Annotated in this window: 22 protein-coding genes; 8 read left to right on the top strand and 14 right to left on the bottom strand. The window is 69.5% G+C overall.

Annotated elements, in window-relative coordinates; translation table 11 throughout:
* Positions 1 to 38 precede the first annotated feature (38 nt).
* Complete coding sequence (locus tag ACFY2X_RS03840) at positions 39 to 1481, top strand: methyltransferase (protein WP_389931867.1); 1443 nt, start codon at positions 39 to 41, stop codon at positions 1479 to 1481.
* Positions 1482 to 1793: 312 nt separating this feature from the next.
* Here the strand turns inward: ACFY2X_RS03840 and ACFY2X_RS03835 are convergent, their stop codons facing one another.
* On the bottom strand, positions 1794 to 4850 hold the full coding sequence (locus ACFY2X_RS03835; RefSeq protein WP_389931865.1) for a BTAD domain-containing putative transcriptional regulator: 3057 nt from the start codon (positions 4848 to 4850) through the stop codon (positions 1794 to 1796).
* Positions 4851 to 5158: 308 nt separating this feature from the next.
* Between ACFY2X_RS03835 and ACFY2X_RS03830 the strand changes: the two genes are divergently transcribed.
* Positions 5159 to 5647, top strand: coding sequence for a hypothetical protein (locus ACFY2X_RS03830; protein WP_389931863.1), 489 nt, complete (start codon positions 5159 to 5161; stop codon positions 5645 to 5647).
* A 119-nt stretch (positions 5648 to 5766) separates the two neighbouring features.
* Here the strand turns inward: ACFY2X_RS03830 and ACFY2X_RS03825 are convergent, their stop codons facing one another.
* Together ACFY2X_RS03825 and ACFY2X_RS03820 are read right to left on the bottom strand one after the other, a co-directional pair.
* Positions 5767 to 6411: a GNAT family N-acetyltransferase gene (locus ACFY2X_RS03825; RefSeq protein WP_389931862.1), complete on the bottom strand. Its 645-nt coding sequence runs from the start codon at positions 6409 to 6411 to the stop codon at positions 5767 to 5769.
* A 187-nt stretch (positions 6412 to 6598) separates the two neighbouring features.
* Positions 6599 to 7879, bottom strand: coding sequence for a pyridoxal phosphate-dependent aminotransferase (locus ACFY2X_RS03820; RefSeq protein WP_389931860.1), 1281 nt, complete (start codon positions 7877 to 7879; stop codon positions 6599 to 6601).
* Positions 7880 to 7977: 98 nt separating this feature from the next.
* Here ACFY2X_RS03820 and ACFY2X_RS03815 point away from each other — a divergent pair, with 98 nt between their 5' ends.
* Positions 7978 to 8913 carry a LysR family transcriptional regulator gene (locus ACFY2X_RS03815; RefSeq protein ID WP_389931858.1) on the top strand — a complete coding sequence of 312 codons (936 nt, stop codon included), beginning with the start codon at positions 7978 to 7980 and terminating at the stop codon, positions 8911 to 8913.
* 9 nt (positions 8914 to 8922) lie between these two features.
* Positions 8923 to 9591 carry a ribonuclease HII gene (locus tag ACFY2X_RS03810; RefSeq protein WP_389931856.1) on the top strand — a complete coding sequence of 223 codons (669 nt, stop codon included), beginning with the start codon at positions 8923 to 8925 and terminating at the stop codon, positions 9589 to 9591.
* Between the two features lie 4 nt (positions 9592 to 9595).
* On the opposite strand, the gene ACFY2X_RS03805 is transcribed toward ACFY2X_RS03810, so the two are convergent.
* The gene (locus tag ACFY2X_RS03805; protein WP_389931854.1) at positions 9596 to 9730 is read right to left on the bottom strand and encodes a hypothetical protein; all 135 of its coding nucleotides are present in this window, start codon (positions 9728 to 9730) and stop codon (positions 9596 to 9598) included.
* 18 nt (positions 9731 to 9748) lie between these two features.
* On the opposite strand from ACFY2X_RS03805, the gene ACFY2X_RS03800 reads away from it, so the two are divergent.
* Entirely contained in the window at positions 9749 to 10837 is a 1089-nt protein-coding gene (locus tag ACFY2X_RS03800) for an LLM class flavin-dependent oxidoreductase (protein WP_389931852.1), read from the top strand.
* On the opposite strand, the gene ACFY2X_RS03795 is transcribed toward ACFY2X_RS03800, so the two are convergent.
* From ACFY2X_RS03795 to ACFY2X_RS03765, 7 genes are all read right to left on the bottom strand, one after another.
* On the bottom strand, positions 10834 to 11220 hold the full coding sequence (locus tag ACFY2X_RS03795; RefSeq protein WP_389931849.1) for an SCO5389 family protein: 387 nt from the start codon (positions 11218 to 11220) through the stop codon (positions 10834 to 10836). The genes ACFY2X_RS03800 and ACFY2X_RS03795 overlap by 4 nt on opposite strands.
* A gap of 63 nt (positions 11221 to 11283) precedes the next feature.
* Positions 11284 to 12249, bottom strand: coding sequence for an ATP-binding protein (locus tag ACFY2X_RS03790; protein WP_389931847.1), 966 nt, complete (start codon positions 12247 to 12249; stop codon positions 11284 to 11286).
* A 126-nt stretch (positions 12250 to 12375) separates the two neighbouring features.
* On the bottom strand, positions 12376 to 13113 hold the full coding sequence (locus ACFY2X_RS03785) for a potassium channel family protein (protein WP_389931845.1): 738 nt from the start codon (positions 13111 to 13113) through the stop codon (positions 12376 to 12378).
* A gap of 268 nt (positions 13114 to 13381) precedes the next feature.
* The gene (locus tag ACFY2X_RS03780; protein ID WP_389931843.1) at positions 13382 to 13774 is read right to left on the bottom strand and encodes an RrF2 family transcriptional regulator; all 393 of its coding nucleotides are present in this window, start codon (positions 13772 to 13774) and stop codon (positions 13382 to 13384) included.
* A gap of 5 nt (positions 13775 to 13779) precedes the next feature.
* Positions 13780 to 14655, bottom strand: a complete 876-nt coding sequence (locus ACFY2X_RS03775; protein WP_389931841.1) for an ABC transporter permease — start codon at positions 14653 to 14655, stop codon at positions 13780 to 13782.
* Positions 14645 to 15436: an ABC transporter ATP-binding protein gene (locus ACFY2X_RS03770; protein ID WP_389931839.1), complete on the bottom strand. Its 792-nt coding sequence runs from the start codon at positions 15434 to 15436 to the stop codon at positions 14645 to 14647. The genes ACFY2X_RS03775 and ACFY2X_RS03770 overlap by 11 nt, the downstream gene beginning before the upstream one ends.
* Before the next feature lie 31 nt (positions 15437 to 15467).
* Entirely contained in the window at positions 15468 to 16535 is a 1068-nt protein-coding gene (locus ACFY2X_RS03765) for an ABC transporter substrate-binding protein (RefSeq protein WP_389931837.1), read from the bottom strand.
* 251 nt (positions 16536 to 16786) lie between these two features.
* On the opposite strand from ACFY2X_RS03765, the gene ACFY2X_RS03760 reads away from it, so the two are divergent.
* Together ACFY2X_RS03760 and ACFY2X_RS03755 are read left to right on the top strand one after the other, a co-directional pair.
* Positions 16787 to 17020 carry a hypothetical protein gene (locus ACFY2X_RS03760; protein WP_389931835.1) on the top strand — a complete coding sequence of 78 codons (234 nt, stop codon included), beginning with the start codon at positions 16787 to 16789 and terminating at the stop codon, positions 17018 to 17020.
* A 50-nt stretch (positions 17021 to 17070) separates the two neighbouring features.
* Complete coding sequence (locus ACFY2X_RS03755) at positions 17071 to 17418, top strand: type II toxin-antitoxin system VapC family toxin (protein ID WP_389931833.1); 348 nt, start codon at positions 17071 to 17073, stop codon at positions 17416 to 17418.
* Between the two features lie 147 nt (positions 17419 to 17565).
* Here ACFY2X_RS03755 and ACFY2X_RS03750 read toward each other — a convergent pair whose 3' ends face one another.
* Positions 17566 to 18237, bottom strand: coding sequence for a response regulator (locus ACFY2X_RS03750; protein ID WP_389931831.1), 672 nt, complete (start codon positions 18235 to 18237; stop codon positions 17566 to 17568).
* Positions 18237 to 19445 carry a sensor histidine kinase gene (locus tag ACFY2X_RS03745; RefSeq protein WP_389931828.1) on the bottom strand — a complete coding sequence of 403 codons (1209 nt, stop codon included), beginning with the start codon at positions 19443 to 19445 and terminating at the stop codon, positions 18237 to 18239. The genes ACFY2X_RS03750 and ACFY2X_RS03745 overlap by 1 nt, the downstream gene beginning before the upstream one ends.
* Positions 19446 to 19619: 174 nt before the next feature.
* On the opposite strand from ACFY2X_RS03745, the gene ACFY2X_RS03740 reads away from it, so the two are divergent.
* Positions 19620 to 20909, top strand: a complete 1290-nt coding sequence (locus tag ACFY2X_RS03740) for an alpha/beta hydrolase family protein (protein WP_389931825.1) — start codon at positions 19620 to 19622, stop codon at positions 20907 to 20909.
* Positions 20910 to 21023: 114 nt separating this feature from the next.
* On the opposite strand, the gene ACFY2X_RS03735 is transcribed toward ACFY2X_RS03740, so the two are convergent.
* Positions 21024 to 22652: a serine hydrolase gene (locus ACFY2X_RS03735; RefSeq protein WP_389932334.1), complete on the bottom strand. Its 1629-nt coding sequence runs from the start codon at positions 22650 to 22652 to the stop codon at positions 21024 to 21026.
* Between the last annotated feature and the right edge of the window lie 95 nt (positions 22653 to 22747).

Genomic DNA, 22747 nt, shown 5'->3' with positions numbered 1-22747 from the left:
GACCAGTGGGGCGAGGTCAGTGATGCGAGGATGGCCGGGTGAACGATCTGCTTGGCCGGCTCAGAGAACTGCTGCTCGACACCGGCTACACCATCGACGGTGTCCGCGAGCGCCTCGGCGAGGTCGCCGCCACCGCGCTGTCCCGTGAGGAAACGGTGCCCGCGCTTCGCGCCACCCGCGAAGGTGACCTGCTCGGCACGCTGATCCGGCTGTGGTGGCTCGGCGTCCCGGTGGAGGCGCCCCCGGACCTCCCGGTCGCCGAACTGGCCGCCGCGGGCCTGGTGGCCGTCGAGGGGGACCGGATCACCTCCAGGGTCCACCTGCAGCCGTGGGAGACGGGCGGTTACGTCGTCTCCGACCGTAAGGTCAGGCCCGGTGACCCGGCGCTTCGCGAGGACCACGTCGTCGGTGCGGGAGGCGCCTCGGCGAACCTGGCCCAGCTGGTGTCCCGCCGCCCGGTGGAGCGTGCCCTGGACCTCGGCACCGGGTGCGGCGTTCAGGTGCTGCACCTGGCGGACAGGGCCCAGGAGATCGTGGCGACCGACGTCAACCCCCGCGCGCTGGAGCTTGCCCGGCTGAGCTGGGCGCTGTCCGGGATCGAGGGGGTGGACGCTCGGGAGGGCTCCCTGTTCGACCCGATCCCGGACGAACGCTTCGACCTGATCGTCTCCAACCCGCCGTTCGTGATCTCTCCCGCCGGCCGGTTCACCTACCGGGAATCCGGTTTCCAGGCCGACGGTTTCTGCCGCGACCTCGTACGGCTGGCCCCCCGCTTCCTCGCCCCCGGCGGCACCTGCCAGCTCCTGGCCAACTGGCTGCACGTCGACGGCGAGGACTGGCGAGACCGGGTGGGCGGGTGGCTGACCGGGACCGGGTGCGACGGCTGGGTGGTGCAGCGGGACGTCCAGGACCCGGCCGAATATGTGGAGCTGTGGCTGAGGGACGCCGCGGAACAGGGCACCTCTCGCTATCGCGAGCTCTACGACGACTGGCTCGGGTGGTTCGAGTCCATGAACGTGACCGGGATCGGCTTCGGCTGGATCACCCTGCACGACTCCGGCAGCCTCGACCCGGTCGTGCGGGTGGAGGAGCTCGGCCAGCGGGTGGAGCTCCCGGTCGGCGCCTATGTGGACGAGGTGCTCGGCTCGATCACCGGAGCGCACCGGCTGGCCGGCGCGGAACTGCTGGGGGCCCGGCTCGCGGTGGCCGACGGTGTGCTTGAGGAGCGGATCGGTCCGCCCGGTGCCGAGGATCCGGCCAGGATCGTGCTCCGGCAGACGCGGGGGCTGCGCCGCAGCGCACAGGTGGGGACCGTGGAAGCGGCTCTCGCCGGGGTCTGCGACGGCGAGTATCCACTGGATCCGCTGCTCGCCGCGATCGCGGAGCTTACCGGGGAAAACCCAGATGACCTGCGGTCGAAGGCCCCGGACGTGCTCCGTCCACTGATTGCCGAAGGGTTTTTCCACATATCCACAGGATGACTGTCCACAGGCTGTGGATATGACTGCCGATCGGTTGTTGATCCGATGTTGAACGCCGGAGGGGAAGCTGTGGCTGTGGGCACGGAACCGGGGGGGTAAGGAGCCGTGTCGAGTCCGGCCGGCCGTCAATGTGAGGCGGCCGGCCATCGGGTGACGCAACCGGATAACCGGGCCCCCTACGCGTCACCCCGTGGCCCGACGGCCGGCCGGGCGCCCCACAGCCGACTTCCAGGTTCCAGGCAGACGGGAAACCCGGTGATCAACCACGTTTGGATGACGCGCCTCGACGACGATCTGTACGACGGGTTCGGGTCAGTTGCCGATGCGGTCACGGTCGGCGCCGTTATGGCCGGCGTCGATGCTGTCGAGCAGGACGCGCAGGTCAGCGGCCTCGGGTGCGCCGAGCCTGACGAAGATGTCATAGGCCCGCTGGAGGCAGTCGCGGCTGCGCCCGGTGCTGCCGAGACCGGCGAGCGCCCTGCCTAGAACCCACAGGGACAACGCCTCGCCGTACGGATGACCGATCTCGCGGCTCACCGTCAGGGCCTGTTCCGCATGGCGGGTCGCCTCGGAGAACCGGCCGGCGGCGATCAGCGTCTCGGCCAGCCGGGAGCAGACCCGCTGTTCCCACACCCGCTGCTTGCTGGCCCGGAAGAAGGCCAGGCACTCGGCGTGGTGATGAACCGCCTCGTTGAGCCGCCCGACCCGGGACAGCACCATGCCCAGGTGATAGCGGGCCCGGGCGGTGCCCGCGCTGGAGCCGATCTCGATGAAGCGGGCCAGCCCCTGCTCGGCGGCGGCGATCGCCTCCTCCGGCTGGCCCAGGAACAGATGGTCGCGGGCGGAGTAGCTGAGCGTCAGAGCCTCCCCGCCCGCCGCGCCGACCTCCCTGAACTCCTTGCGCGCCGCGTCGAACCAGGCCAGCGCCTCCAGGTGGCGGCGCTGGCGCCCGGCCACGACGGCCAGCGCGTTCATCGCCTCACCGGCGACGATCCGGTCGCCCCTGGCGGCCAGGTCCAGGCAGGTCCGGAACTCGCCTTCCGCCTCGGCCAGCCGGTTGGCGCCGAACAGCACCCGGCCGAGCACGTAATGGCAGCGCAGCTCGCTGGAGGTGGCGCCGAGCCGCCGGGCGACGGCGAGCATCGCCCGGGTGCGCTGGTCGAACTCATGGGTGTGGCTGCCCGACTCCAGCAACGGCTCCATGGCCAGCAGCAGATCGGCCCCGGGCAGCAGCGCCTCGGCCTCCTGCGCGCCGGTCACCCGGGCGATCGACGCGAACATCGACTCGGCCTCGACCGAGAGCCACGCCACGGCCTCGTCGGCGGAGACGAACGTGTGACCTGACCCGGTCACCACGAGCCGGTCGGCGACCATGCTGCCCTCGTAGGCAAGCCGGTGCGCCGATCGAGCGGAGGCCAGGTAGAAGTCGAGCAGCCGGCGCAGCGCGGGCCCGCTCTCCCCGTCGGTGATCGCGCCCTCTTCGATCCGCTCCGCCGTACGGCGGGCGAAAAGCCTGAGCAGGTCGTGGAAGCGGTAGCGGCCCGGTGTGGGCGCCTCCAGAAGACTGGCGTCCACCAGGGACTCCAGGATGTCCTCGGTGTCCATCGGGCTCAGCGCGAGCACCGCGGCGGCGGCTCCGATCGAGATGTCCGGGCCGCCAGGCAGGGAGAGCAGCCGGAACGCCCGGGCCTGGGCGGGGCTGAGCTGGCCGTAACCGAGGGCGAAGGTCGCCTCCACCGCGAGGTTTCCCACGCGCATCTCGTCCAGGCGACGGCGCTCGTCGGCCAGCCGGAGCACCAGCGAGGCGACCGTCCAGGAGGGCCGGGAGGCCAGGCGGGCCGCCACGATCCGCACCGCGAGAGGCAGGAAGCCGCAGGCGGCGACGACGTCCATGGCCACGGCGCGTTCCGCCGCCACCCGATCGGCGCCGACGATGGTGCCGAACAGCGTCAGCGCCTCGTCCGGTTCCATGACGTCCAGGTCGAACAGCCGGGCCGCCGCCAGATCGGCGAGCTTGCCGCGGCTGGTCACGATCGCCGCGCAGCCGGTCGAGCCGGGCAGCAGGTGGCTGACCTGGGCGGCGTCCCTGGCGTTGTCGAGCAGCACCATCATCCGCCGATCGGCCAGGAGCGAGCGGAACAGCGCGGACCGCTCGGCCAGGCCGTCCGGGATGACGTCGGCGGGCAGGCCGAGTCCGCGCAGGAACGCCGCCAGCACGGACTCGGGCGCGGTCGGCTCCTCACCGTATCCGCGCAAGTCGGCGTAGAGCTGGCCGTCGGGGAACAGGTCCTGCATGGCGTGGGCGACGTGCACCGCGAGCGTCGTCTTGCCGACGCCGCCGATGCCCGAGATGGCGGCCACCGGCATGCCGTCGGCACCGGCCTGGGCGGACAGCAGGGTGCGCAGCCGGGCGATGATCTGGCGCCGGCCGGTGAAGTCGTTCACCGCCGCGGGGAGCTGCGCAGGGCGTGGCAGCTCGTGACTCCAGGGCTCGGCGCCCTCCGCCTCACCGGCCGGTTTCTGGGATTCGGCGGGCGCGGGCCGTACCGGGTCGGCGGCGACGGTGACGGGCACGGAGGTGGCGGCGAGGCTCGGGTCGCCGGTGAGAATGCGCTGGTGCAGGGCGGTCAGGCCGGGACCCGGCTCGATGCCGAGCTCGTCGATCAACGCCTCACGGGTGTCGGTGAAGACCGCGAGGGCGTCCGCCTGCCGGCCGCACCGGTAGTAGGCCAGCATCAACTGGGCGCGGAGCCGCTCGCGGAGCGGGTGGTCGGCGGTCAGCGCGATCAGCTCGGAGACGATGTCGGCGTGCCGGCCCAGCTCCAGATCCAGGTCCATCAGGGTTTCCAGCACGCTCATCCGGCGCTCGGCGAGCCGGTCGCGCTGATGCTCGGCGTAGGGCCCGACGGCCCCGGCCAGCGGTTCTCCGGTGCACAGCGCCAGACTCGCGCGCAGGCTGGCGGCCGCGCGGTCAAGGTCGCCGGAACGCCGGGCGGTCTCGGCCTCCTGGACGCCTCGCTCGAACAGATGCAGGTCGAGGATGCCGCCGTTCAGGCGTAACGCGTAACCCCGGCCCACCGAGGTGAGCAGCTCGGGGCGGGTGCGCGGGGACCTGTCGGGCTCCAGTACGGCGCGCAGCCGGGAGACGTAGGTGCGCAGCGCTCCGAGCGCGCGGGGCGGGGCGTCCTCACCCCAGACCGCGTCGATCATCTCGGTCGGGGTCACCGCCCGGCTCTCGCGCAGGAGCAACATCGCCAGAATGGAACGTTGCAGTGGTGTGCCCAGATCGAGCTCGATGCCCTCACGCCAAGCCTGGATATGGCCGAGCACGGCGAAGCGCAGCCCCTCTTCGCTGCCCTGAACAGCCATTTCCTGGATCTCCGCCCTAACGGAAAGTTTTATGGCCAAATAATAGATCCTTCAATGCTTACTCCAAAGGTGACGGCCTGCCCGTTAACCGAGGCGTTGATCGGTCGTTAATCGGGTGTTGAGCTGTGACCGTGATGCTGAGGCATGTCGGGCATGGCGCCATACGGGGGCGGTCATGCCCGACATGTCAGCCAATTGCAGGCGTTGGTAAAGGGGTTGTAAGCGCGGTGCAGGTGGCTCGTCCTATCAATGAGCCATGACTCCCCGGCAAAAGACAGGAGTCGTCCCCACCCTCAAGGAGAACCACCATGCGCCACACGATCCGCAACATCCTGGGCCTCGCCGCAGCCACCGCCGTCATCGCGGTCGGCGCCCCGGCCCTGACCTCTTCGGCCTCGGCCGCCACGCTCACGGCGAGCTCGACCGCCAGTGACTACGACGACTACTGGGGCTCCTACTACTCCAAGTACTACAACGACTCCCGCGCCAGGGCGAAGGGGCACGTGTGGAGCGACGACGCCGACAGGATCCACGTCGACGGCAGGCTCTACGACAAGTACTCGCCGTACTGGCTCTGCGGCTACGTCCAGGTGAAGTTCGAGAACGCCGACGGCGACGAGTCCACCTACTGGGCCAAGAAGTGCGGCTCCAGCGGCTACAAGTACTTCCACTTCGCGCAGCAGGACGTCGACAACGTCCAGGTCCGGGTCTGCTACTGGGACGAGAACCAGGGCAAGAAGAAGCTGTGCGGCAAGTGGAACTACATCTACGAGATCGACGGCGACGACGAGGAGTAGTTATCAGCCGAGGAGCGGTGACAAGAGAGGCGGTAATCAGCCGCCGGATGAACATCAGGCCCGCCCGAAGCCTCGGGCGGGCCTTTTGTTCCAAAAGTCATCGAAGTGACGGGGTGCCTCTACGCTGCCTCGACCCAGCCGAGCCGCGCATGGAGCCGTTCTCGGACCAGCGGCCATTCGGAACTCAGGATCGAGTAGTACGCGGTATCTCGGACCGTGTCATCGGCGCCTCGGGTCTCCGCCCGTCGCACACCGTCGAGTTGTGCGCCGAGGGCCTCGATGGCGGCCCGGGATCGTACGTTACGTACATCGGCTTTGAGCGTGATGCGGTGGACCTGCCAGGTCTCGAAGGCGAGCGAGAGCATCAGATACTTGCTCTCCCGGTTGACACCCGTGCCCTGGGCCGAAGCGGCCAGCCAGGTGTAACCGATGTCGGCCACGGACGGGACCTCGCCCACCGCTCCCTGTGCACCCGGCGGCCAGGGCATGGGACCCTGCCAGTACTCCAGGTTCATGAGACGGGTGGCACCGACAATGCGGTCGGTGTGTAGCCACCGGATGGCGAAGGGCATCGTGCGGCCCTCCGCCTGCTCAGCCAGAGTGGCCTCCACGTAGGAGACCATCTCGCCCCGGCCATGGGGAACGCGAGTGAAGGCGTAAGTAGAACGGTCTTCACTCGCCGCGGCGACGAGGTCGTCGACCACCGCGAGGCTGAGCGGTTCCAGGCGCACGGAGCGCCCGGACAGGGTGACAAAAGCGGGCATGAGCACATGATGGGGGCTCACTGACATGCCTGGTGCCAAATGACACGAGACATCTTGGTGAGCATCCAGAAAAGTGCTCGCCTTCTCGCTGCCTGATGGGTAAAAGCCCAGGTCAGAGCATGCGGATACTATCTCAGGCGCTCCTGGCGCCTGAGTAAATTTTCCTCCAAGTGACGTCTGTCAGTGATCACCTCGCCGCCGGGGCCGGAACCAAGGGGGCGAGTCTGTGCCTGGCCGGCGCCCGCCGCAGGGCGTTGAGGCCGGTCAAAGCCTCATTCAGGTGGTCCAGAGAGGCAGAGATCCAGGGCAGTTCGAGCGGGTCGGGAGCGCTCAGCGCGGCCAGCCGCTGCTCCGTCGTCTCGCCGTACAGGAGGCTGGTCGCCACCCGCACTCGCAGGGCCCTGGGGTCGTCGCCGAAGGCGTGGCCCGGAAGCACCCCGACGCCGTGCTCGTCGAGCAGGTTCGCGGTCAGCTCGGCCGAGGTCGCGAAGTCCAGTCCGGTGAAGTCGGGATAGAGGTAGAAGCCGCCTTGCGGCGCGTCCACCCGCACGCCCGCCAGGACGAACCGTTCGTACACGGCACGCGCCACCGTGGCGTGCAGCCGCCGGCTCTCGTCGATCCGTTCGACGAGCTCGGCGGGCTCGGTGTAGGCATAGGCCGCGGCCTGCTGGACGGGAGCGGCCGGGCTGGACCAGATCTCGCTGGCCACCGCCAGCAGCCGGTCACGCAGTTCCGCGGAGGGGAGCCGGGCCACGCCGATCCGCCAGCCGCCCAGGGCCAGGCTCTTGCTGAGCCCGCTGGTGATCACGGTGCGCTCGGGGGCCAGGTCGGCCGGGCTGAGGAAGTTCGTGGCGGGATCGTGGACGAGATCACGGTAGATCTCATCGGAGATGATCGTGAGGTCGAGGTCGCGGGCGATCTCGGTGAGGCGCCGGATCGTGTGCGCGGTGGCGAGCGTGCCGCTGGGGTTGTCGGGCAGCGTGACCAGCAGTGAGCGCACGTCACGTCCCTGGGAGCGCGCGTGCAGGACCGTGGAGGCGACACGTTCGGGGTCCGGCACCCCTCCCTCGCCGGGGGGCGCCGGAACGAACAGGGGACGCGCCCCGACAAGATCCGCCTGGGCGGCGTAGCTGACCCAGCTCGGCATCGGCAGCACGATGTCGCCGCCGATCGCGAGCAGCAGGCCGTACAGCAGGGGCTTGCTGCCGGGGCCGCAGACCACCAGCTCGGGGTCGGTGGGCAGGCCTCGCCGCCGCCAGTATCCGGCCGCCGCCTCACGCAGCGTGGCCGCCCCGGCGACCGGTCCGTAACCGTTGTGCCCGGACGCGGCGGCCAGCCGCTCGCACAGTGCCGGATGAACGGGCAGCCCGGCCTCGCCGAAGGCCAGGTGCAGCACGCGCTCACCGGCGCGCCGTCTTCGCTCGATGTCCTCGTTGGCCGCCAGCGTGGCGGAGAGCGTCACGTTCATGGGGGTCCTTCCCGGTCATTGCGGAACGTTCCCAAGCCTGGTGGGGTGTAGGCATCAGGACAAGCTTCGGTTGTTGTGGGTAGGCATAAGGAAGTCTGATGCTCGATTTGCGGCGTTTAGCCCTGATCTGCGAATTTGCGCGGCGTGGAAGCATCGCGGCGACCGCCCTCTCCCTGGGCTACACTCCGTCGGCGGTCTCGCAGCAACTGGCCGCTCTGGAACGCGAGGCCGGGGCCGTGCTGCTCGACCGGACCGCCCGCAGCGCCGAGCTGACCGACGCCGGACGCCGCCTGGTCGAGCACGCCGAACGCATCCTGTCGATGGTGGAGGCCGCAGAGTCGGACTTGTCCGCCCAAGCGGTGATCCCCTCGGGCAGGGTCACCGTCACCGCCTTCCCCACCGCCGCGGTGGCCTTCGCGCCGGCCCTGGCGCGCTCGCTGCGCCGCCACACCGAGCTGACCCTGCGGATGGGGCAGGGACGCTCCGGGCGGGGGATGCGCGAGGTCCAGTCGGGCGAGGTGGACATCGCTCTGGTGGACGACTGGTACGGCCGGGTGCGCGAGTCGGACACGATGCGGGTTTTCCCGCTGCTGCACGACCCGCTGGTGCTCGTGGTGCCGCGCAGGCACCGGCTCGCCGACCTGGACGAGCCCGTGAACCTGCGGGAGCTTCGTGACGAGCCGTGGATGGCCACCCCGGACGGCGAGCCCTCCCGCCTGGCCGTGGACCGCCTGCTGGCCGACGTCGGTGGCGCCCAGCCGGTGCCGTGGGAGTTCGAGGGACTGGGCACCATTCTCGGCCTGGTGGCCAAAGGCATCGGCATCGCGGCCGTTCCCGCGCTGGCCCTGGCCTCCGGAGTCCGCGGCATCGTCGTCCGCGAGTTTCCCGGGCCCCCGGTCGGCCGTGACGTCCACGCCGTCGCCCGCGCCTCCAGCGTCCACCGTCCCGCCGTCTCCGTCACCCTGCGAGCCGTCCACGTCGCCGCCCGCCTCATCGCCGCCGACCTCGACGCGGTGGAGCTCGCCGCCCGGTAACGTCGGAGCGTGTCTCCCTCCTATGAGCTTGAGCGGTTGCTGTCGGTCGGCGGGTCGAAGCTGGTCGCCGGGGTGGACGAGGTCGGGCGAGGAGCCTGGGCGGGGCCGGTGGCGGTCTGCGCGGTGGTCACGGATCTGTCCGAGCCGCCCGCGGGACTGACCGACTCCAAGATGCTCGGTCCCGCTCGCCGCGCCGCCATGTTCGCCGAGATCACCGAGTGGGCGGCCGGGATCGGGTACGGCGAGGCGTCACACGAGGAGATCGACTCGCTCGGCATGACCGAGGCCCTGCGCCGGGCGGCCAGACGGGCGCTGGCGGAACTGCCGGTGAGACCCGACGCGGTCATCCTCGACGGCAAGCACGACTACCTGGGCGCGCCGTGGCCGGTCCGGTGCGAGATCAAGGCCGACCTGTCCTGCGTCTCCGTGGCCGCCGCCTCGGTGATCGCCAAGGTCCGCCGCGACGGCTACATGGCCTCACTCGGCTTCGAGGAGTACGGCTTCGCCGACAACGCGGGCTATCCCTCTCCGGCCCACCAGCAGGCCCTGGCCTCGCTCGGGCCGACGGAGCACCATCGCCTGTCGTGGTCCTACCTGGACGACCTGCCCCAATGGCGCCACCTCAAGAAACACCGCAACCCCCTGGCCGGCGAGGGACAGCTGGATCTGTTCGGATAGAGGGTCATCCGCCCGCCGAGCTGTCAGGTCGTTCGAGCTCTTCGGCGATGTCGGGATTGATCAGCCGGAGAAGATCGAACGCCTGCTTCCTGCGAAGCCTGGCTGGAATGGTGATCTGACCTTTCCGGTTCACTCGCACCGTATCAAGGTACTCACTATGCGTATCGGTGTCTTTCTGGTTGCGGCGGGATTTCCGGGGCGGGAGCCGGGGGAGGTGCTGCGCGACACGGTGGAGGCGATCGTGGCCGCCGAGGAGGCGGGGTTCGACGACGCGTGGATCGCCGAACACCATTTCATGTCGTACGGCGTGTGCCCGTCGGCGGCGACGCTGGCCGGGGTGGCGCTGGGCCGTACGACCAGGATCCGGATCGGGACGGCGGTGAGCGTGCTGTCCACACGGCACCCGGTCGACCTGGCGGAGCAGGCGGCGATCCTCGACCAGGTCTCGGGCGGGCGGTTCGTGCTCGGGGTGGGCAGGGGCGGGCCATGGGTGGATCTGGAGGTGTTCGGGACGGGGCTGGCGAGGTTCGAACGCGGTTTCGGCGAGTCGCTCGACCTGCTGTGCGCGGCGCTCACGCGCGACACGATCTCCGCCGAGGGGGAGTTCTTCCGGTTCAGGCGGGTGCCGATGGTCCCGGCGGCCCGGCTCCGGCCGGTCGTCGCGTGCACCTCGGCCGAGACCGTGGCGCTCGCCGCCGAACGCGGGCTGCCGATGCTGCTGGGCATGCACATCGGAGACGAGGAGAAGGCCTCCATGCTGAGGAGCTACACGAAACTGGCCGTGCGGGAGGGTGGGAAGTCGGGGAGCTGTGGGGAACCGGTCAGGCGGGGAGGCGGGACAGGGAGTCAGGGTGGGGGGTCAGATGGCTGGAGAGAGGTGGGGACGGAGTGGTCGTCCCCTCTCACTCATGTCGCGGCCGCCGTCGGTCACGTGGGCGACTCGACGGCCGAGGCCGTACGGGAGCTGAGGCGGGCCATGCCGAGGTGGCTGGAGCCGGGGCTTGCGGGCTACGTGCCGGTGGACGGCCGCGCGCGGTCAGAGCGCGACATTTCGCGATATGTGGATTTCCTCTGTGACACGCATCCGGTCGGCTCGCCCGATCGCTGCGTCGAGAAGATCAGGCGGACGGCAGAGGCCACCGGACTGCGGCACCTGATCCTCATGGTCGAGGGTGCGGGCGATCGGGCCCGCACCCTCGACAACATCAGGCGGCTCGGAGCCGACGTGCTGCCCCGAGTCCGTTAGCAGTCGACCAGCTCGGGTTTCTGGTTGAGGATCTGGGACCTGGCGGTGACGAACTCCGCGTGGGCCTTGGTGGCCGACGGGTCGAAGACCGCGACCCGGTGGCAGTTCTGGAAGGCCAGCCTGACCCCGAAATGACGTTCCAGGGCGCCGCGCATGGCGTCGCTGGCGAGACAGCGCAGGAGCTGGCCGCGGGCGGCCTCGTCCGGCGGGGGAACGGTGTTGTCGGCGAATTCGGCGCCGGTGCGGTCACGCTGCTGGACCAGCTCGCTGATCACCGACCAGGCGTAGGGCAGGGAGTCGCGTACGCAGGCGACGAATGCCGCGTCGTCCACCTCACCGGCTTTCGCCTGATCGAGAAGATCGTTTGAAACGGTCAGCGACATGCTGCGTTCTCCTCTCAGAAGGGGATCATTCAGACACTAGGTCGGGCCCGATGAGCGCTCCATCTAGCGCAGGAGCGACACTCGTGTGGGTCCGAAAACGAAGTCCGGGTCGACCTGGGCGGCGAGATCCTGCCCGGTGGCCCTGTTCGCCCAGGCCTCCGCGTTGCGGAGGTGGAACTGCACGGCCTGGCGGCCGAACCGCTCCCAGTCTTTCTCCTGGGCGTCCAGATGCTTCAGGATCTTGTCCAGGGCCCTGACGTTGGCCGGCTCCAGGTCTTCCAGGGTGAACGGGCGCCCTTGCTCCATGGCGCGGATCGCCGCCGAGTGCTCCAGGCAGACCAGGAGATCCTTGCCCACCTGCTCACGCAGGAACTCCACGTCGCCGGGGCCGTGCACCTTGTTGCCGACCACCGCGATCGGCACGTCGTAGTCGGCCGCGTAGTCGCGGTATTGGCGGTAGACGCTCACTCCCTGCCGGGTCGGCTCGGCCACCAGGAGCGTCAGGTCGAAGCGGGTGAACAACCCCGAGGCGAACGAGTCGGCTCCGGCGGTCATGTCCACCACCACGTATTCGCCGGCGCCGTCGAGCAGATGGTTGAGATAGAGCTCCACCGCGCCGACCTTGGAGTGGTAACAGGCCACCCCCAGGTCGTCGTCGCTGAACGGGCCGGTCACCATCAGCCGTGGCCCGTCGGGGGTGGCGACGGCGAAGCGCGCGTGGATGACGTCGTCGGGCTCCTCCAGGCACAGCAGTCGCGAGCCGCGGCCTGGCGGAGTGGTCTTCACCATCGCCGAGGCCGAGGAGATGCGCGGGTTGTCCCCGCGCAGATATTCCTTGATCTCTGTCAGGTGCGCGCCCATCGGGCGCGGCAACGCGCTGTCGGCCATGCCCAGAGCCATGCCCAGGTGCTGGTTGATGTCGGCGTCGATCGCCGTCACAGGCCCGCCCCGGCTCGCTGTGTATCTCGCGAACAGCGCCGACAGAGTCGTCTTGCCGCTGCCGCCCTTACCGACGAATGCCACCCTCACGACGACGATCCAATCTGATTATGAAAACCATTGCAACCTCTGCGAGTGATTATCATGCCACGCTCGGTGAGAACGCGTGGCCGCTATGGGCGAGGGCCGACCGCCAGCGGGTGGATCGCGCGGCCGCTACCGGCCGTGACCGGAGCCGCCGGACTCGCCGGACTCGCCGGACTCGCCGGCCTGAAGCCGTTCCACTGACCGGCGCAGATCTCGGAGCTCCTCCAACGCGCTGTTGAGCAGGCGGAGGGTCTCGGCCTCCCGGGCGTCGGCCTCCTCGCCGAAGCGGGAGACGAACCAGGACGCGAAGGAGGCGGCGACCACGCCGAGCAGGCAGACGCCGCCGAGCATCAGGACTCCGCCGATCAGCCGGCCTTTGCCGGTGACGGGATAGGTGTCGCCGAAGCCCGTGGTGGCGATCGTGCTGACCGCCCACCACACGGCGTCGCCGAAGCCGGTGATGTTCGCCCCCGGCACGGCGCGCTCCACGTTGAGTACGGCGAGGGCCGCGGTGAGTCCCAGCAGCAAGGTGGTGAGACCGGCGTAGGCCGCGACCCGCGTGTTGAAGTCCAGCCCGTGTGGCCGGCGCCGGATCGACGCTCTGCCGAGCACGCCTACGACCAGCAGCGGGCGGAGCGTGGGCACGACCAGGGTCAGCAGGGCCAGCCAGTTGCGCCGCAGGAACGCCCGGCGGTCGGGCGCGAGCGCCAGCCGTACGGTGATGTCGGCCGCGAACAGCAGCCAGGTGCCCAGCAGGGTCGTCCGGCACGTCGCCACCCACCCGGGAGGCAGGCCGGGCGCGAGCGTCAGGACCGCGAAGGCGGCGAGGAAGGCCAGGGAGGCGAGAATGAGCGGAACCTCGCTCATCCGCTCCCACCGCTTCAGCCGCGAGGGGGCCCTCCCGGGGGGCGGGTGCGAGGGGACGCTCCCGGAGGGCGGGTTCACGGCGGCGGGTCAGGTGCCGAGCGGGCAGGCTCCGGTGGCAGGCTCCTCCTGAACGGGCAGGCGCCGCCTCACCGTCGGGCCCGGATCGCTCGGCTTGAAGGCCATCGGTGTCCCCTTTCGCCCTTTATATCCACCCCGTAATACGCATCGTACGGAAAGTCACGGCGAAACTCGCGGGCCGGGGCGAGCGTCAGGGGAGCGCGTCCTTGGCGATGTGGGCGAGGGTGATCTCGGTGAGCAGGGTCTCCTCATGCTCGTGCAGCGCGCTCCACACATCGGCCAGCGGCCTGGCGACCCCCGGGTAGTCGTCGCGCCGGGAGTGCTCGGGGATGCCCTCGACCACCATGATCACATCTGCCAGAGTGATCTCCTCCGCGGGCCGGGCCAGCCAGTAACCCCCCTCGGGGCCGCGCTGGCTGTGGATGATCCCGGCCCGCCGTAACTGCAACAGGATGTTGTCCAGGAACCTCCGGGGAATGTTCTGCGCTACGGCGATCTTTTCGGCGGGCACGGGTCCGGGCGGTGCGGCGGCCAGTTCGGCGGCGGCTCGCAGCGCGTACTGGGTTCTGGCGGAGATCCGCATATCCGTCAGTTGCGCACCTGCTGGAGACCCCAGCGGTGGCGCAGGGAATTGTCGGCCGTCTCGAACAGCAGGTCCACACCGATACCGATGACCAGGATCACGATCATCGTGGCGAGCAGGCCCGCCGAGTCGGCCAGCTCGCGGTCGAAGAACAACCGCTCACCCAGCGAAGACTGGTGGGCGATGATGACCAGCAGCTCACCGGCCATCAGCGAGCGCCAGGCGAAGGCCCAGCCCTGCTTGAGCCCGGTGAGGAACGACGGGAGTGACGCCGGCAGGATCACGTGACGGTAGAGCTGGAGACGGCGGAAGCCGAGCACGTGCCCCGCGCGCAGCAGGATCGGTGGCGTGTAGTCCACCCCGGCGATCAGGCCGTTCGCGATGGACGGCGCGGCGCCGAGGATGACCACGAAGGTGATCGCGCTCTCGGTCAACCCGAACAGCAGGATGGCCAGCGGGAACCAGGCGATCGACGGCATGGTCTGCAGGCCGGTGATCAGCGAGCCGAAGGCGGCCCTCAGCACCCGGACCCGGGACACCAGGGCGCCGACGGAAAGCCCGACCAGCACCGAGACGGCGAAGCCGGTGACCGCCCGGCGCATCGTCACGCCGATGGCCTGCCAGTATTCGGCGCTGCCCAGACGTTCGACCAGCACCGGAACGACGTCGACGGGCCCGGCGAAGACATACTCCGGCCAGAACCCGGCCCAGACCACGCCCTGCCAGATCGCCAGCACCATGCCGATCGCCAGGGCCATCGGCCAGAGGCGGCTCCAGACGCGGGAGGCGATCCCGTGGCGCGTACCGCCGCCCAGCTCCAGCGCGTCGAGACCGGCCAGCTGCCGGGCATGGGCGTCGGAGGTCATCTGGTCAACGGCCATGGCGCATCACCTCCTCGCGCAGCCGGCCGGTCACGACGCCGGCGAGTTCGGCGACCTCCGCCGAGTCGGTACGGCGCGGCCGGTCGAGTGTGACCGGGAACTCCTCGACGACCCGGCCGGGGCGGCTGCTGAGCAGGACCACCCGGTCGCCGAGCCGTACGGCCTCCCGGACGTTGTGGGTGACGAACAGGACGCTGAGCTCGCGCTCGTTCCAGATGCGCTCCAGCTCGTCGTGAAGCAGGTCGCGGGTCATCGCGTCCAGCGCGCCGAAGGGCTCGTCCATCAGCAGCACGTCCGCGTCCTGGGCGAGCGCGCGGGCCAGGGAGACCCGCTGGCGCATGCCGCCGGACAGCTCGTGCGGGCGCTTGGCGCCGAAGCCGCCCAGGTGGACGATCTCCAGGAACTCGGCGGCTTTGCGCTGCCGCTCCCGCTTGGCCACGCCCTGGACCCGCAGCGCCATCTCGACGTTGGCCGAGACGGTGAGCCAGGGGAACAGCGCCGGCTCCTGGAACATCATGGCGATCTTGCGGCCTTCGGTGCCGATCCGGCCCGCCGTCGGCTTGTCCAGCCCGGCGACCAGCGAGAGCAGCGTGCTCTTGCCGCAGCCGGAGGCGCCGAGCAGGCAGACGAACTCGCCCGGCTCGACGGACAGGGAGACGTTGTCGAGGGCCAGGAGACCGTTCTTTCCCTGACCGTAGATCTTGGAGACGCCGTCCAGCCGGACCGCGGACGTGTCGCCCGCGGCCCGGCTGGACGCGCGCTCCTTGAGCGGAGCTATCACTTGCCCTCCCGGACGGTTCGGATGGAGCGGCTCACTTGTCGACGACCTCTGTCTGGCCCTTGGTCTTGAGGATCTCGTTGAGGGACTTCAGGTCGTAGATGCCGTTCAGGTCGACCGGCTGCAGCAGCCCGACCTTGACCGCGTGGTCGGCGCTGCCGATCAGCGAAGAGGCGATCGGGTCGTTGGTGAAGGTGATGTTCTTGAACGCGCTGTCGAGGACCTCCTGCTTGAGCGGCTTGCCGCTCAGCTTCTCCAGCGCGCTGTTGACGGTCTTGGCGGCGTCGGCGGGGTCGGCGTTGATCGCGGCGTTGGCCTCGACGTGCCCCTCGAGCAGCTGCTTGACCGTCTCCGGGTGCTCGGCGGCGAACTCCTGACGGACGATCAGGTGGGTGATCACGAACTGCTTGTTCGGCCAGAGGTCACGCTCGTCGACGAGGATCTTGCCCTTGCTCTCCAGGACCAGGCGGCTGGCGAACGGCTCGGGCACCCAGGCGCCGTCGATGTCGCCGGTGGCGAAGGTCTGCAGGGTCTGGGAGTTTTCCTGCGGGACGATGCTGACGTCACCGCCGCCCTTGGTGTCGGCCTTCAGGCCCTTCTCCTGCAGCCAGTAGCGCAGGGCCACGTCCTGGGTGTTGCCGAGCTGCGGTGTGGCGATCTTCTTGCCCTTGAGGTCTTCGACCCCGTTGATCTCGGGCTTGACGACCAGGAAGACGCCGCCGGAGGCCGCACCGGCGACGATCTTGATCGCCTTGCCCTTGGACTTGGACCAGGCGTTGATGGCCGGGTTGGGGCCGACGTAGGCGGCGTCGATCGCGCCCGAGAAGACCGCCTCGATCGCGGCCGGGCCCGCGTTGAAGGTGCTGGTCGTGAGCTTGGTCCCGCCGAGATGCTTGGCGTATAGACCCTTCTCCACGCCGACCAGTGCCGTGGAGTGGGTGATGTTGGGGAAGTATCCGAGCCGGACCTCCGCGAGCTTGTCCCCGCCGCCGGTGGCGCCCCCCGCCCCCGTAGTCGCCGAGCCCCCGCAGGCGGTCGCCAAGGTCGTCAGCGCCAGCGCGGCCAGTGCGGCCACCACCCCGCGGACCCTGCGAGCGTTCATGACTACTCCTAATTCCTACTAAATGGATCGGTTATATGTATAAAAGAACCGCCTATGCCTACCTGTCAAGTAGGAATCGTCGGGAACGCTTCATCGTTACCACCCCGTGTTCGCCCGTGCCGCCTCCGTCACCTCCGCGCCGCGACTCCTGTGATTCGGCCGCCGGATTGCTAAATCGATTGTTAAACTGAGGTGTGACTGCGGAAGAGAGCACGCCGGGTATAGGCGAGGGTCCCGCGAAGGTGATCAGCGTGTCCCTGCCGGAGGGCACGGTCCATGCGCTTCGCGAAATGGTGGGGAATCGAGGAGTGTCGGCCCTGGTCGCGGCGGCGGTGGAAGAACATCTGCGCAACCGCGCGACGGCCTCATATTTGGACGAGTACGAGCGGGAGCACGGGGCGTTCAGCAACAGCGAGAAGCGCACGGCCACGGACATCTGGTCGTCCGCCGAGCGGCGGGAGGCGGGATGGCGGGCCGCCGGGTAGAGAGCGGTGGGGGCACCCTTGTGCTCGACTCCCAAGGACTGTCGCTTTATATGGATCAGGATCGCGCGGTGATGAACCTGGTGCGATCAGCCCTGGATCGCGGAGCCAGCCGTGTGATCAGTGGAGCCACTTTGATCGAGGTGCAGCACGGCGGGATCAAGCGGTCGCGCCTGAACTATGTGCTGTCGCAACTCGTCATCGAGCCGCTCAGTGTCGAACGCTTCAAGGAGGCGGCTCAACTCCTGCTGGACACGGGGCTGCACGGCCACAAATACGCCATCGACGCCATGGTCGCCGTCACGGCTCGCCATCAGCCCGGCCCTGTTGTCATGCTCACCTCCGACGTCGATGACATGTCCGTCCTGTGCGGTGAACGCATAACTTTGGTGCCTGTCTGATGGCCCGCTCTAGCGGGCGCCGGCGTTCTTCGTCGTGTTCGTGATCGACGCCATGCCGACCGGCTGGTCGACCGCGTATGAGGTGCTGAAAGGTAGCTCAACGCAAGGTGCACGTAGCCTGTTATGGGCTTGGCGGAGGTCCCGGCGTCAGGCGTCGTGGAGTGTCGAGGGGCGGATGAGGCCGCTCTCGTAGGCGAAGACCACGACCTGCGCGCGGTCACGCAACCCGAGCTTCAGCAGGACGCGGCTGAGGTGCGTCTTCACGGTGGCCTCGGCCAGGTGCAGCGCCGCGGCGACCTCGGCGTTGGACAGCCCGCGCGCCACCTGAACCAGCACCTCATGCTCGCGGGAGGTCAGCTGCGCCAGCCGCTCGTCGCGCTCGGGCGCGCCGGGCGTGAGCTGGGGAGCGAACTTCTCCAGCAGACGGCGGGTGACCCGCGGGGACAGCGCGGCCTCGCCCGCCGCCACGTTACGGATCGCGCTCAGCAACTCCGCGGGCCGGGTGTTCTTCGGCAGGAAGCCCGCGGCCCCGGCCTTCAACCCGGCGAAGGCGTATTCGTCCAGGTCGAAGGTGGTCAGGATGAGCACGCGCGAGCGGGGGCAGTCCCTGACGATTCTGCGGGTGGCCTCGATCCCGTCGAGGCCGGGCATGCGCACATCCATCAGCACCACGTCGGGGCGCAACTGCCGGGCCATCCGGGCGGCCTCCTCGCCCTCGCCCGCCTCACCGGCCACCTCCATGTCCGGCTCGGCCTCGAACACCATGCGAAAGGCCAGGCGTAGCAACGACTCGTCGTCGGCGATCAGCAGCCGGATCATCACACCGCACCCTTGCTTGTCAGGTCCAGGCTGGCCGCCACCCGCCAGCCGCCGCCGCGCACCGGACCGGCGTGCAGGGTCCCGTCGTAGGCGGCGACACGCTCGCGCATCCCGGCCAGGCCCCGCCCCGGCGTCTCGTCTGCCGTCCGCCCGGGGCGGCCGTCGTCGGTGACCTTCACATCGGCGCGCCGCGGCGTCAGGTGGACGCGGACCTCGGCCGTCGCGCCTGGCGCGTGCCTGAGCGTGTTCGTCAGTGCCTCCTGGGCCAGCCGGTAGATGGTGAGCTGAGCGGCGGCGGGGACCGCCTCGGGGTCACCGGCCACCTGCAGGCGGGTCGGCAGCCCGGCCGCGCGCATCCGGTCGGCCAGGGGGCCGAGCTGGGCGATCCCGGGCGCCGGGCGGAGCAGCGCGCCCGCCTGTTCACCGAACTCGCCTGTACGGCCGGGTTCGCCTGTCCGGCGAGGTTTGCCCGCTTGGCTTTCTTCGCTCGTGCCGAGGGAACGGCGCATGTCCTCCAGTGCCTGCCGTCCGATATCGGCGACCTGCTCCATCGCGGCGGCCGACTGCTCCGGCGCGCGGTGCCGTACGTAGGCGGCGCTGTCGGCCAGGGCCACCATGACCGAGAGGTTGTGGGTGACGATGTCGTGCATGTCACGGGTCATCCGTGCGCGCTCCTCGGCGACCGCGAGCCGTGCCCGCTGCTCGCGGTCGTGTTCCAGCGAGGTGACGTACGCCCGCCGTGCCCGCGTCCACAGGCCCGTGGTGAGGGCGGCGGCGGCCATCGCGGTCAGCGCGGCCACCGTGAACGGGAACTGGCCCGGCGGCGCCCACCGCGCCGCGGCCAGCACCACCCCGGCCTCCAGTGCAAGGGCGGCCATCAGGGCCTGCCGCCACGGGCAGCGCGCAGCCACGGTGTAGAGAGCGACCAGCAGCGCGGCGTCGGCAGGAAGCTGCACGTCGGCGGCCCACTGGATCGCGGCCGCGGCGCCGATCGCGCAGAAGACCGTGAGCGGCGCGCGTCGCCGCCACACCAGGGGCACCACCAGGGCTACCTGAAGCAGCAGCGGCCCTGGCTCGCCGCGTGCCAGCACCTGGCCAGGTCCGAGCGTGGCAAGAAAGATCACGGCTGCCGTCAGCGCGTCGGTGAGTACGGGCGACCGTCCGGTCAGCGCTGCGAGACAGGCCACCGGGCGGTCGCCTCGTTTCATGCCGCTCACCCTAGTTGTCCTGCGGGTTCGCTCCCCATCCTCCTCAAGGATGAACATCCGGGCACCTCAGCCAGAAGTCGCAGGCGGGGGTCAGCCGTATGCCGCTGGCCCGGGGCCGCGCCCCGCTGCCAGCCTCGTCGGACGCAGGAATCCGCAGCTTGCAAGGAGCCTCACATGTCCTTCACCACGATCGCCGCGGCGGCCGCCGGGCTGGCGCTGGCCGCGCCCGCCGCGCCCGCCGCGCCCGCCACGGCCGCCCCCGCTGCCCTGGCCCATCACGCGCGGGCCGGGCACCGCGTCACGATGGCCCTGCCTGCGCCGACCGGGTACCGCGTCACGATGGCCCTGCCTGCGCCGACCGGGCCGTACCCCGTCGGCACCTTCGCCGTGCGCCTGGTCGACCGGTCGCGCCCCGACCCACTGGTCAGGTCGAAGCCCTACCGGGAGCTGATGGTCAGCCTGTGGTACCCGGCCAAGGACACCGGTCAGGCGCTGCCCGCCGTCCCCCACATGGCGGCCCTGGCCGCGGCCGACTGGGACCGCCACTCCGCACCGCCCATGGGCATCGCGACGGGCGCGGTGAGCTGGGCCGCCACCCCCACCCACGCCCGCCTCGGCGCGCCGGTCGACCGCCGCGCGGGCAAGCTGCCCGTCGTGCTGTTCGGCGCGGGGGACGGCGGGCCGCGCACCCTGGGCACCACCCTGGTCCAGGACCTCGCCTCCCGCGGCTACCTGGTCGTCACCGTGGACCACACCTACGAGGCCGACCAGGTGGAGTTCCCCGGCGGGCGGCTCGTGCGCGCCCTGCCTCTGCCCAAGAAGCTGACCCCGCGCGTCATCGCCAGGCTGCTCGCCCGGCATTCACAGGCGCGTCTGGCGGACATGCGGTTCGTCCTGGACCAGATCGCCGCCCTGGGACACGGCCTCGGCCTCGGCCTCGGCGAGAGGCACACACAGCTGCCCGCCGGGCTGCGCGGCGCCCCCGATCTGTCCCGGGTGGGAGCGCTCGGTCAGTCCCTCGGCGGGTCGGTGGCGGCGCAGCTCGTCCACGACGACCGACGCGTGGACGCGGGTGTCAACCTCGACGGCGGCTACGTCGGCCCGGTCGCCAACAGCGGCGTCGCCAAGCCGTTCCTGCAGTTGGCGGCCGAAGCGCACACCCGGGCGAGCGAACCGAGCTGGAAGTCCTTCTGGGACGCCTCGACCGGCTGGAAACGGGAGCTGCGTTTCAAGGGCGCGGCACACGGCTCGTTCACCGACCTGCAGGCGCTGCTGCCGCAGATCGCGGCGACGCTGCCGAAGGTGCCCGTCGCCGACTTCGTCGGCACGATCGATCCCGGCCGGTCCGTGTCGGCCCAGCGCGCCTACATCGCGGCCTTCTTCGACCTGCACCTGGGCAAGAAGCCCACCCGTCTGTTCGAGGCCCCCGACGCCCGCTTCCCCGAGGTCTCCCTCATCCCCTGACCCGCCACGACCCCGCCTGATGCTGCGTTCCTCATTGCCACCAGCGCAACGGTCGCATGGATCCGAATGATGCGCCGCCATCGCGGCTTCGGCGGACGGCAGTGCAAGGAGCGGCTATGTCGCCGGGAGGCCGACCGCGTTGGACGCGTCGGCTTCGAAGTATTCCGTCGTGGCGAACGGGCCGGCGTGATCCTCGAAGAAGCTCCTGACGCCGTCGATCGAGTCATGGACGATGACGTTCACCGCCTTGGCCCCGTCGGTGCTCGCCACCGCCAGCGTCCACTTGGCACCCTTGGGAAGCCGGCCGTACGCCTTCTTCAGGGAATCCCAGAAACCATCGTTGTCAGAAATCGTGGAAACAGCCATGACGTGCATCGTGGCACCCTCCTCATTGACTCTCGGATTTACTCGGCAATTTGTGTGAAGATACTGTGCGGCACCATTCTTGAAGTCATAGATCGCGACGGTCTGAGGGTCCTCGAGCGGACCGTCCGAAGGCATCAAGAAATGGGTCTCGCTGATCGGGAGCAGCTCGTAGTCGAGCTGTTCTGGTTTATTGAGGAATTGCGCCTCCATGGGGTTCAGGGTGAATTTGAGATGGAGCTTCCCGTGGTCGGCCGCCACTTCGTAGCGGGTGCCGGGGCGTTCGTAGGAGCCTTCGTACCTGGACAGATCGAGGGCCAGGGTCGGGTCGGGCTCCGGCAGGTCGGGGATCGTGACCGCGCCGAGGTCGGCCAGGATTTCGTTGAACACCTTCCGGTAGAAGCTGTCGCGCGGCCCGGCGTTCGCCAGCATCGAGACGGCGATGTTCGATTCCGGCAGGATCCGCAGGCGGGCGCTCTGGCTGACTGTGCTGCCGTCGTGGGCGTAGACGGTTTGGCCGTGCCAATCGCACACGATGAGGCCGAGTGCCCATTCCGGCCCGAACATGTATGGGTCAGGTACGGGGACCCGCGACTCTGTCATCTCACGGATGACGCCGGGTGAGACGATTCTGGTCCCGTTCGGCGCCTTTCCTTCGTTAAGGAAGACGTATGCCATCGTGAGCAATTCCCGGGCTGTCGTGCTGACGTTGCCTCCGGGGCCGAAGGAGCGCGGCAGGTGACCCAGCGGTGAGAGGATGGGTCCCTCTTCGAGGGATCTGATCAGGTATCCGGTCGCGGCCCGACCCTGGTCCACGTGCTCACGCCGGCTGCTCGTCGAAGTCAGTCCCAAGGGGTCGAACAGACGATCCTTCATGATGTCGTCCCACCGCTTGCCGTCGATCACCTCCATGATTCGGGCGAGGATCGCGCAGCCCAGGGCCGCGCTGTAGCCGTGAGTGTGGCCCAAGGGGTGGACCTGGCGTGCGCCGGCGATGTTCTCCACCATGCGCTCGTACACGTCGTCGTCCTCGCCCGGATCTCCGTAGTCCTCCTCGATGCCGTTGGTGTGGTCGAGGAGATGGCGAGGTGTGACCTTGGCGCTGACGCCGGGGTCGGCGACCCGGAAATCAGGGAGGTAGGTCCGCACCGGCTCGTCCAGGGCGATTTTCCCCTCGTCGACGAGCTGCATGAAGGCCAGGGCGGTCCATGTCTTGGATACGGAGCCGCACTGGTAGATGGTGTCGGTCCTCGCGGGCTCCCGCGTGGAGATGTTCTTGACGCCGACCGCGAAGTCGGTGATCTCCCCGTCGTGGAGGACGCCGATCGCGGCACTCGGAATCCGGTATTCCGCGAGCAGCTCGGAGACGCGAGCTCGCATCCGGGTCACATCCAACGCTCTTGCCATAAGGAGTTCCTTGTCTCGCCCGATCCTTTCCAAGCGAGAAAAAGCTACGTTGCATTTCAAGTCACGTC

It is taken from the genome of Streptosporangium sp. NPDC000396, assembly GCF_042898655.1.
Lineage (GTDB): Bacteria > Actinomycetota > Actinomycetes > Streptosporangiales > Streptosporangiaceae > Streptosporangium.
This window is presented reverse-complemented; position numbering and strand designations above follow the sequence as displayed.

What these genes read in the sequence shown, in the direction of transcription:
- ACFY2X_RS03745 (WP_389931828.1), bottom strand. Translation starts at nt 19,445, where the DNA reads ATGAAACGAGGCGACCGCCCGGTGGCCTGTCTCGCAGCGCTGACCGGA.
- ACFY2X_RS03820 (WP_389931860.1), bottom strand. Translation starts at nt 7,879, where the DNA reads ATGAACGTGACGCTCTCCGCCACGCTGGCGGCCAACGAGGACATCGAG.
- ACFY2X_RS03765 (WP_389931837.1), bottom strand. Translation starts at nt 16,535, where the DNA reads ATGAACGCTCGCAGGGTCCGCGGGGTGGTGGCCGCACTGGCCGCGCTG.
- ACFY2X_RS03830 (WP_389931863.1), top strand. Translation starts at nt 5,159, where the DNA reads ATGCGCCACACGATCCGCAACATCCTGGGCCTCGCCGCAGCCACCGCC.
- ACFY2X_RS03825 (WP_389931862.1), bottom strand. Translation starts at nt 6,411, where the DNA reads ATGCCCGCTTTTGTCACCCTGTCCGGGCGCTCCGTGCGCCTGGAACCG.
- ACFY2X_RS03815 (WP_389931858.1), top strand. Translation starts at nt 7,978, where the DNA reads ATGCTCGATTTGCGGCGTTTAGCCCTGATCTGCGAATTTGCGCGGCGT.
- ACFY2X_RS03800 (WP_389931852.1), top strand. Translation starts at nt 9,749, where the DNA reads ATGCGTATCGGTGTCTTTCTGGTTGCGGCGGGATTTCCGGGGCGGGAG.
- ACFY2X_RS03785 (WP_389931845.1), bottom strand. Translation starts at nt 13,113, where the DNA reads ATGAGCGAGGTTCCGCTCATTCTCGCCTCCCTGGCCTTCCTCGCCGCC.
- ACFY2X_RS03775 (WP_389931841.1), bottom strand. Translation starts at nt 14,655, where the DNA reads ATGGCCGTTGACCAGATGACCTCCGACGCCCATGCCCGGCAGCTGGCC.
- ACFY2X_RS03740 (WP_389931825.1), top strand. Translation starts at nt 19,620, where the DNA reads ATGTCCTTCACCACGATCGCCGCGGCGGCCGCCGGGCTGGCGCTGGCC.
- ACFY2X_RS03735 (WP_389932334.1), bottom strand. Translation starts at nt 22,652, where the DNA reads ATGCGAGCTCGCGTCTCCGAGCTGCTCGCGGAATACCGGATTCCGAGT.
- ACFY2X_RS03835 (WP_389931865.1), bottom strand. Translation starts at nt 4,850, where the DNA reads ATGGCTGTTCAGGGCAGCGAAGAGGGGCTGCGCTTCGCCGTGCTCGGC.
- ACFY2X_RS03755 (WP_389931833.1), top strand. Translation starts at nt 17,071, where the DNA reads ATGGATCAGGATCGCGCGGTGATGAACCTGGTGCGATCAGCCCTGGAT.
- ACFY2X_RS03780 (WP_389931843.1), bottom strand. Translation starts at nt 13,774, where the DNA reads ATGCGGATCTCCGCCAGAACCCAGTACGCGCTGCGAGCCGCCGCCGAA.
- ACFY2X_RS03795 (WP_389931849.1), bottom strand. Translation starts at nt 11,220, where the DNA reads ATGTCGCTGACCGTTTCAAACGATCTTCTCGATCAGGCGAAAGCCGGT.
- ACFY2X_RS03750 (WP_389931831.1), bottom strand. Translation starts at nt 18,237, where the DNA reads ATGATCCGGCTGCTGATCGCCGACGACGAGTCGTTGCTACGCCTGGCC.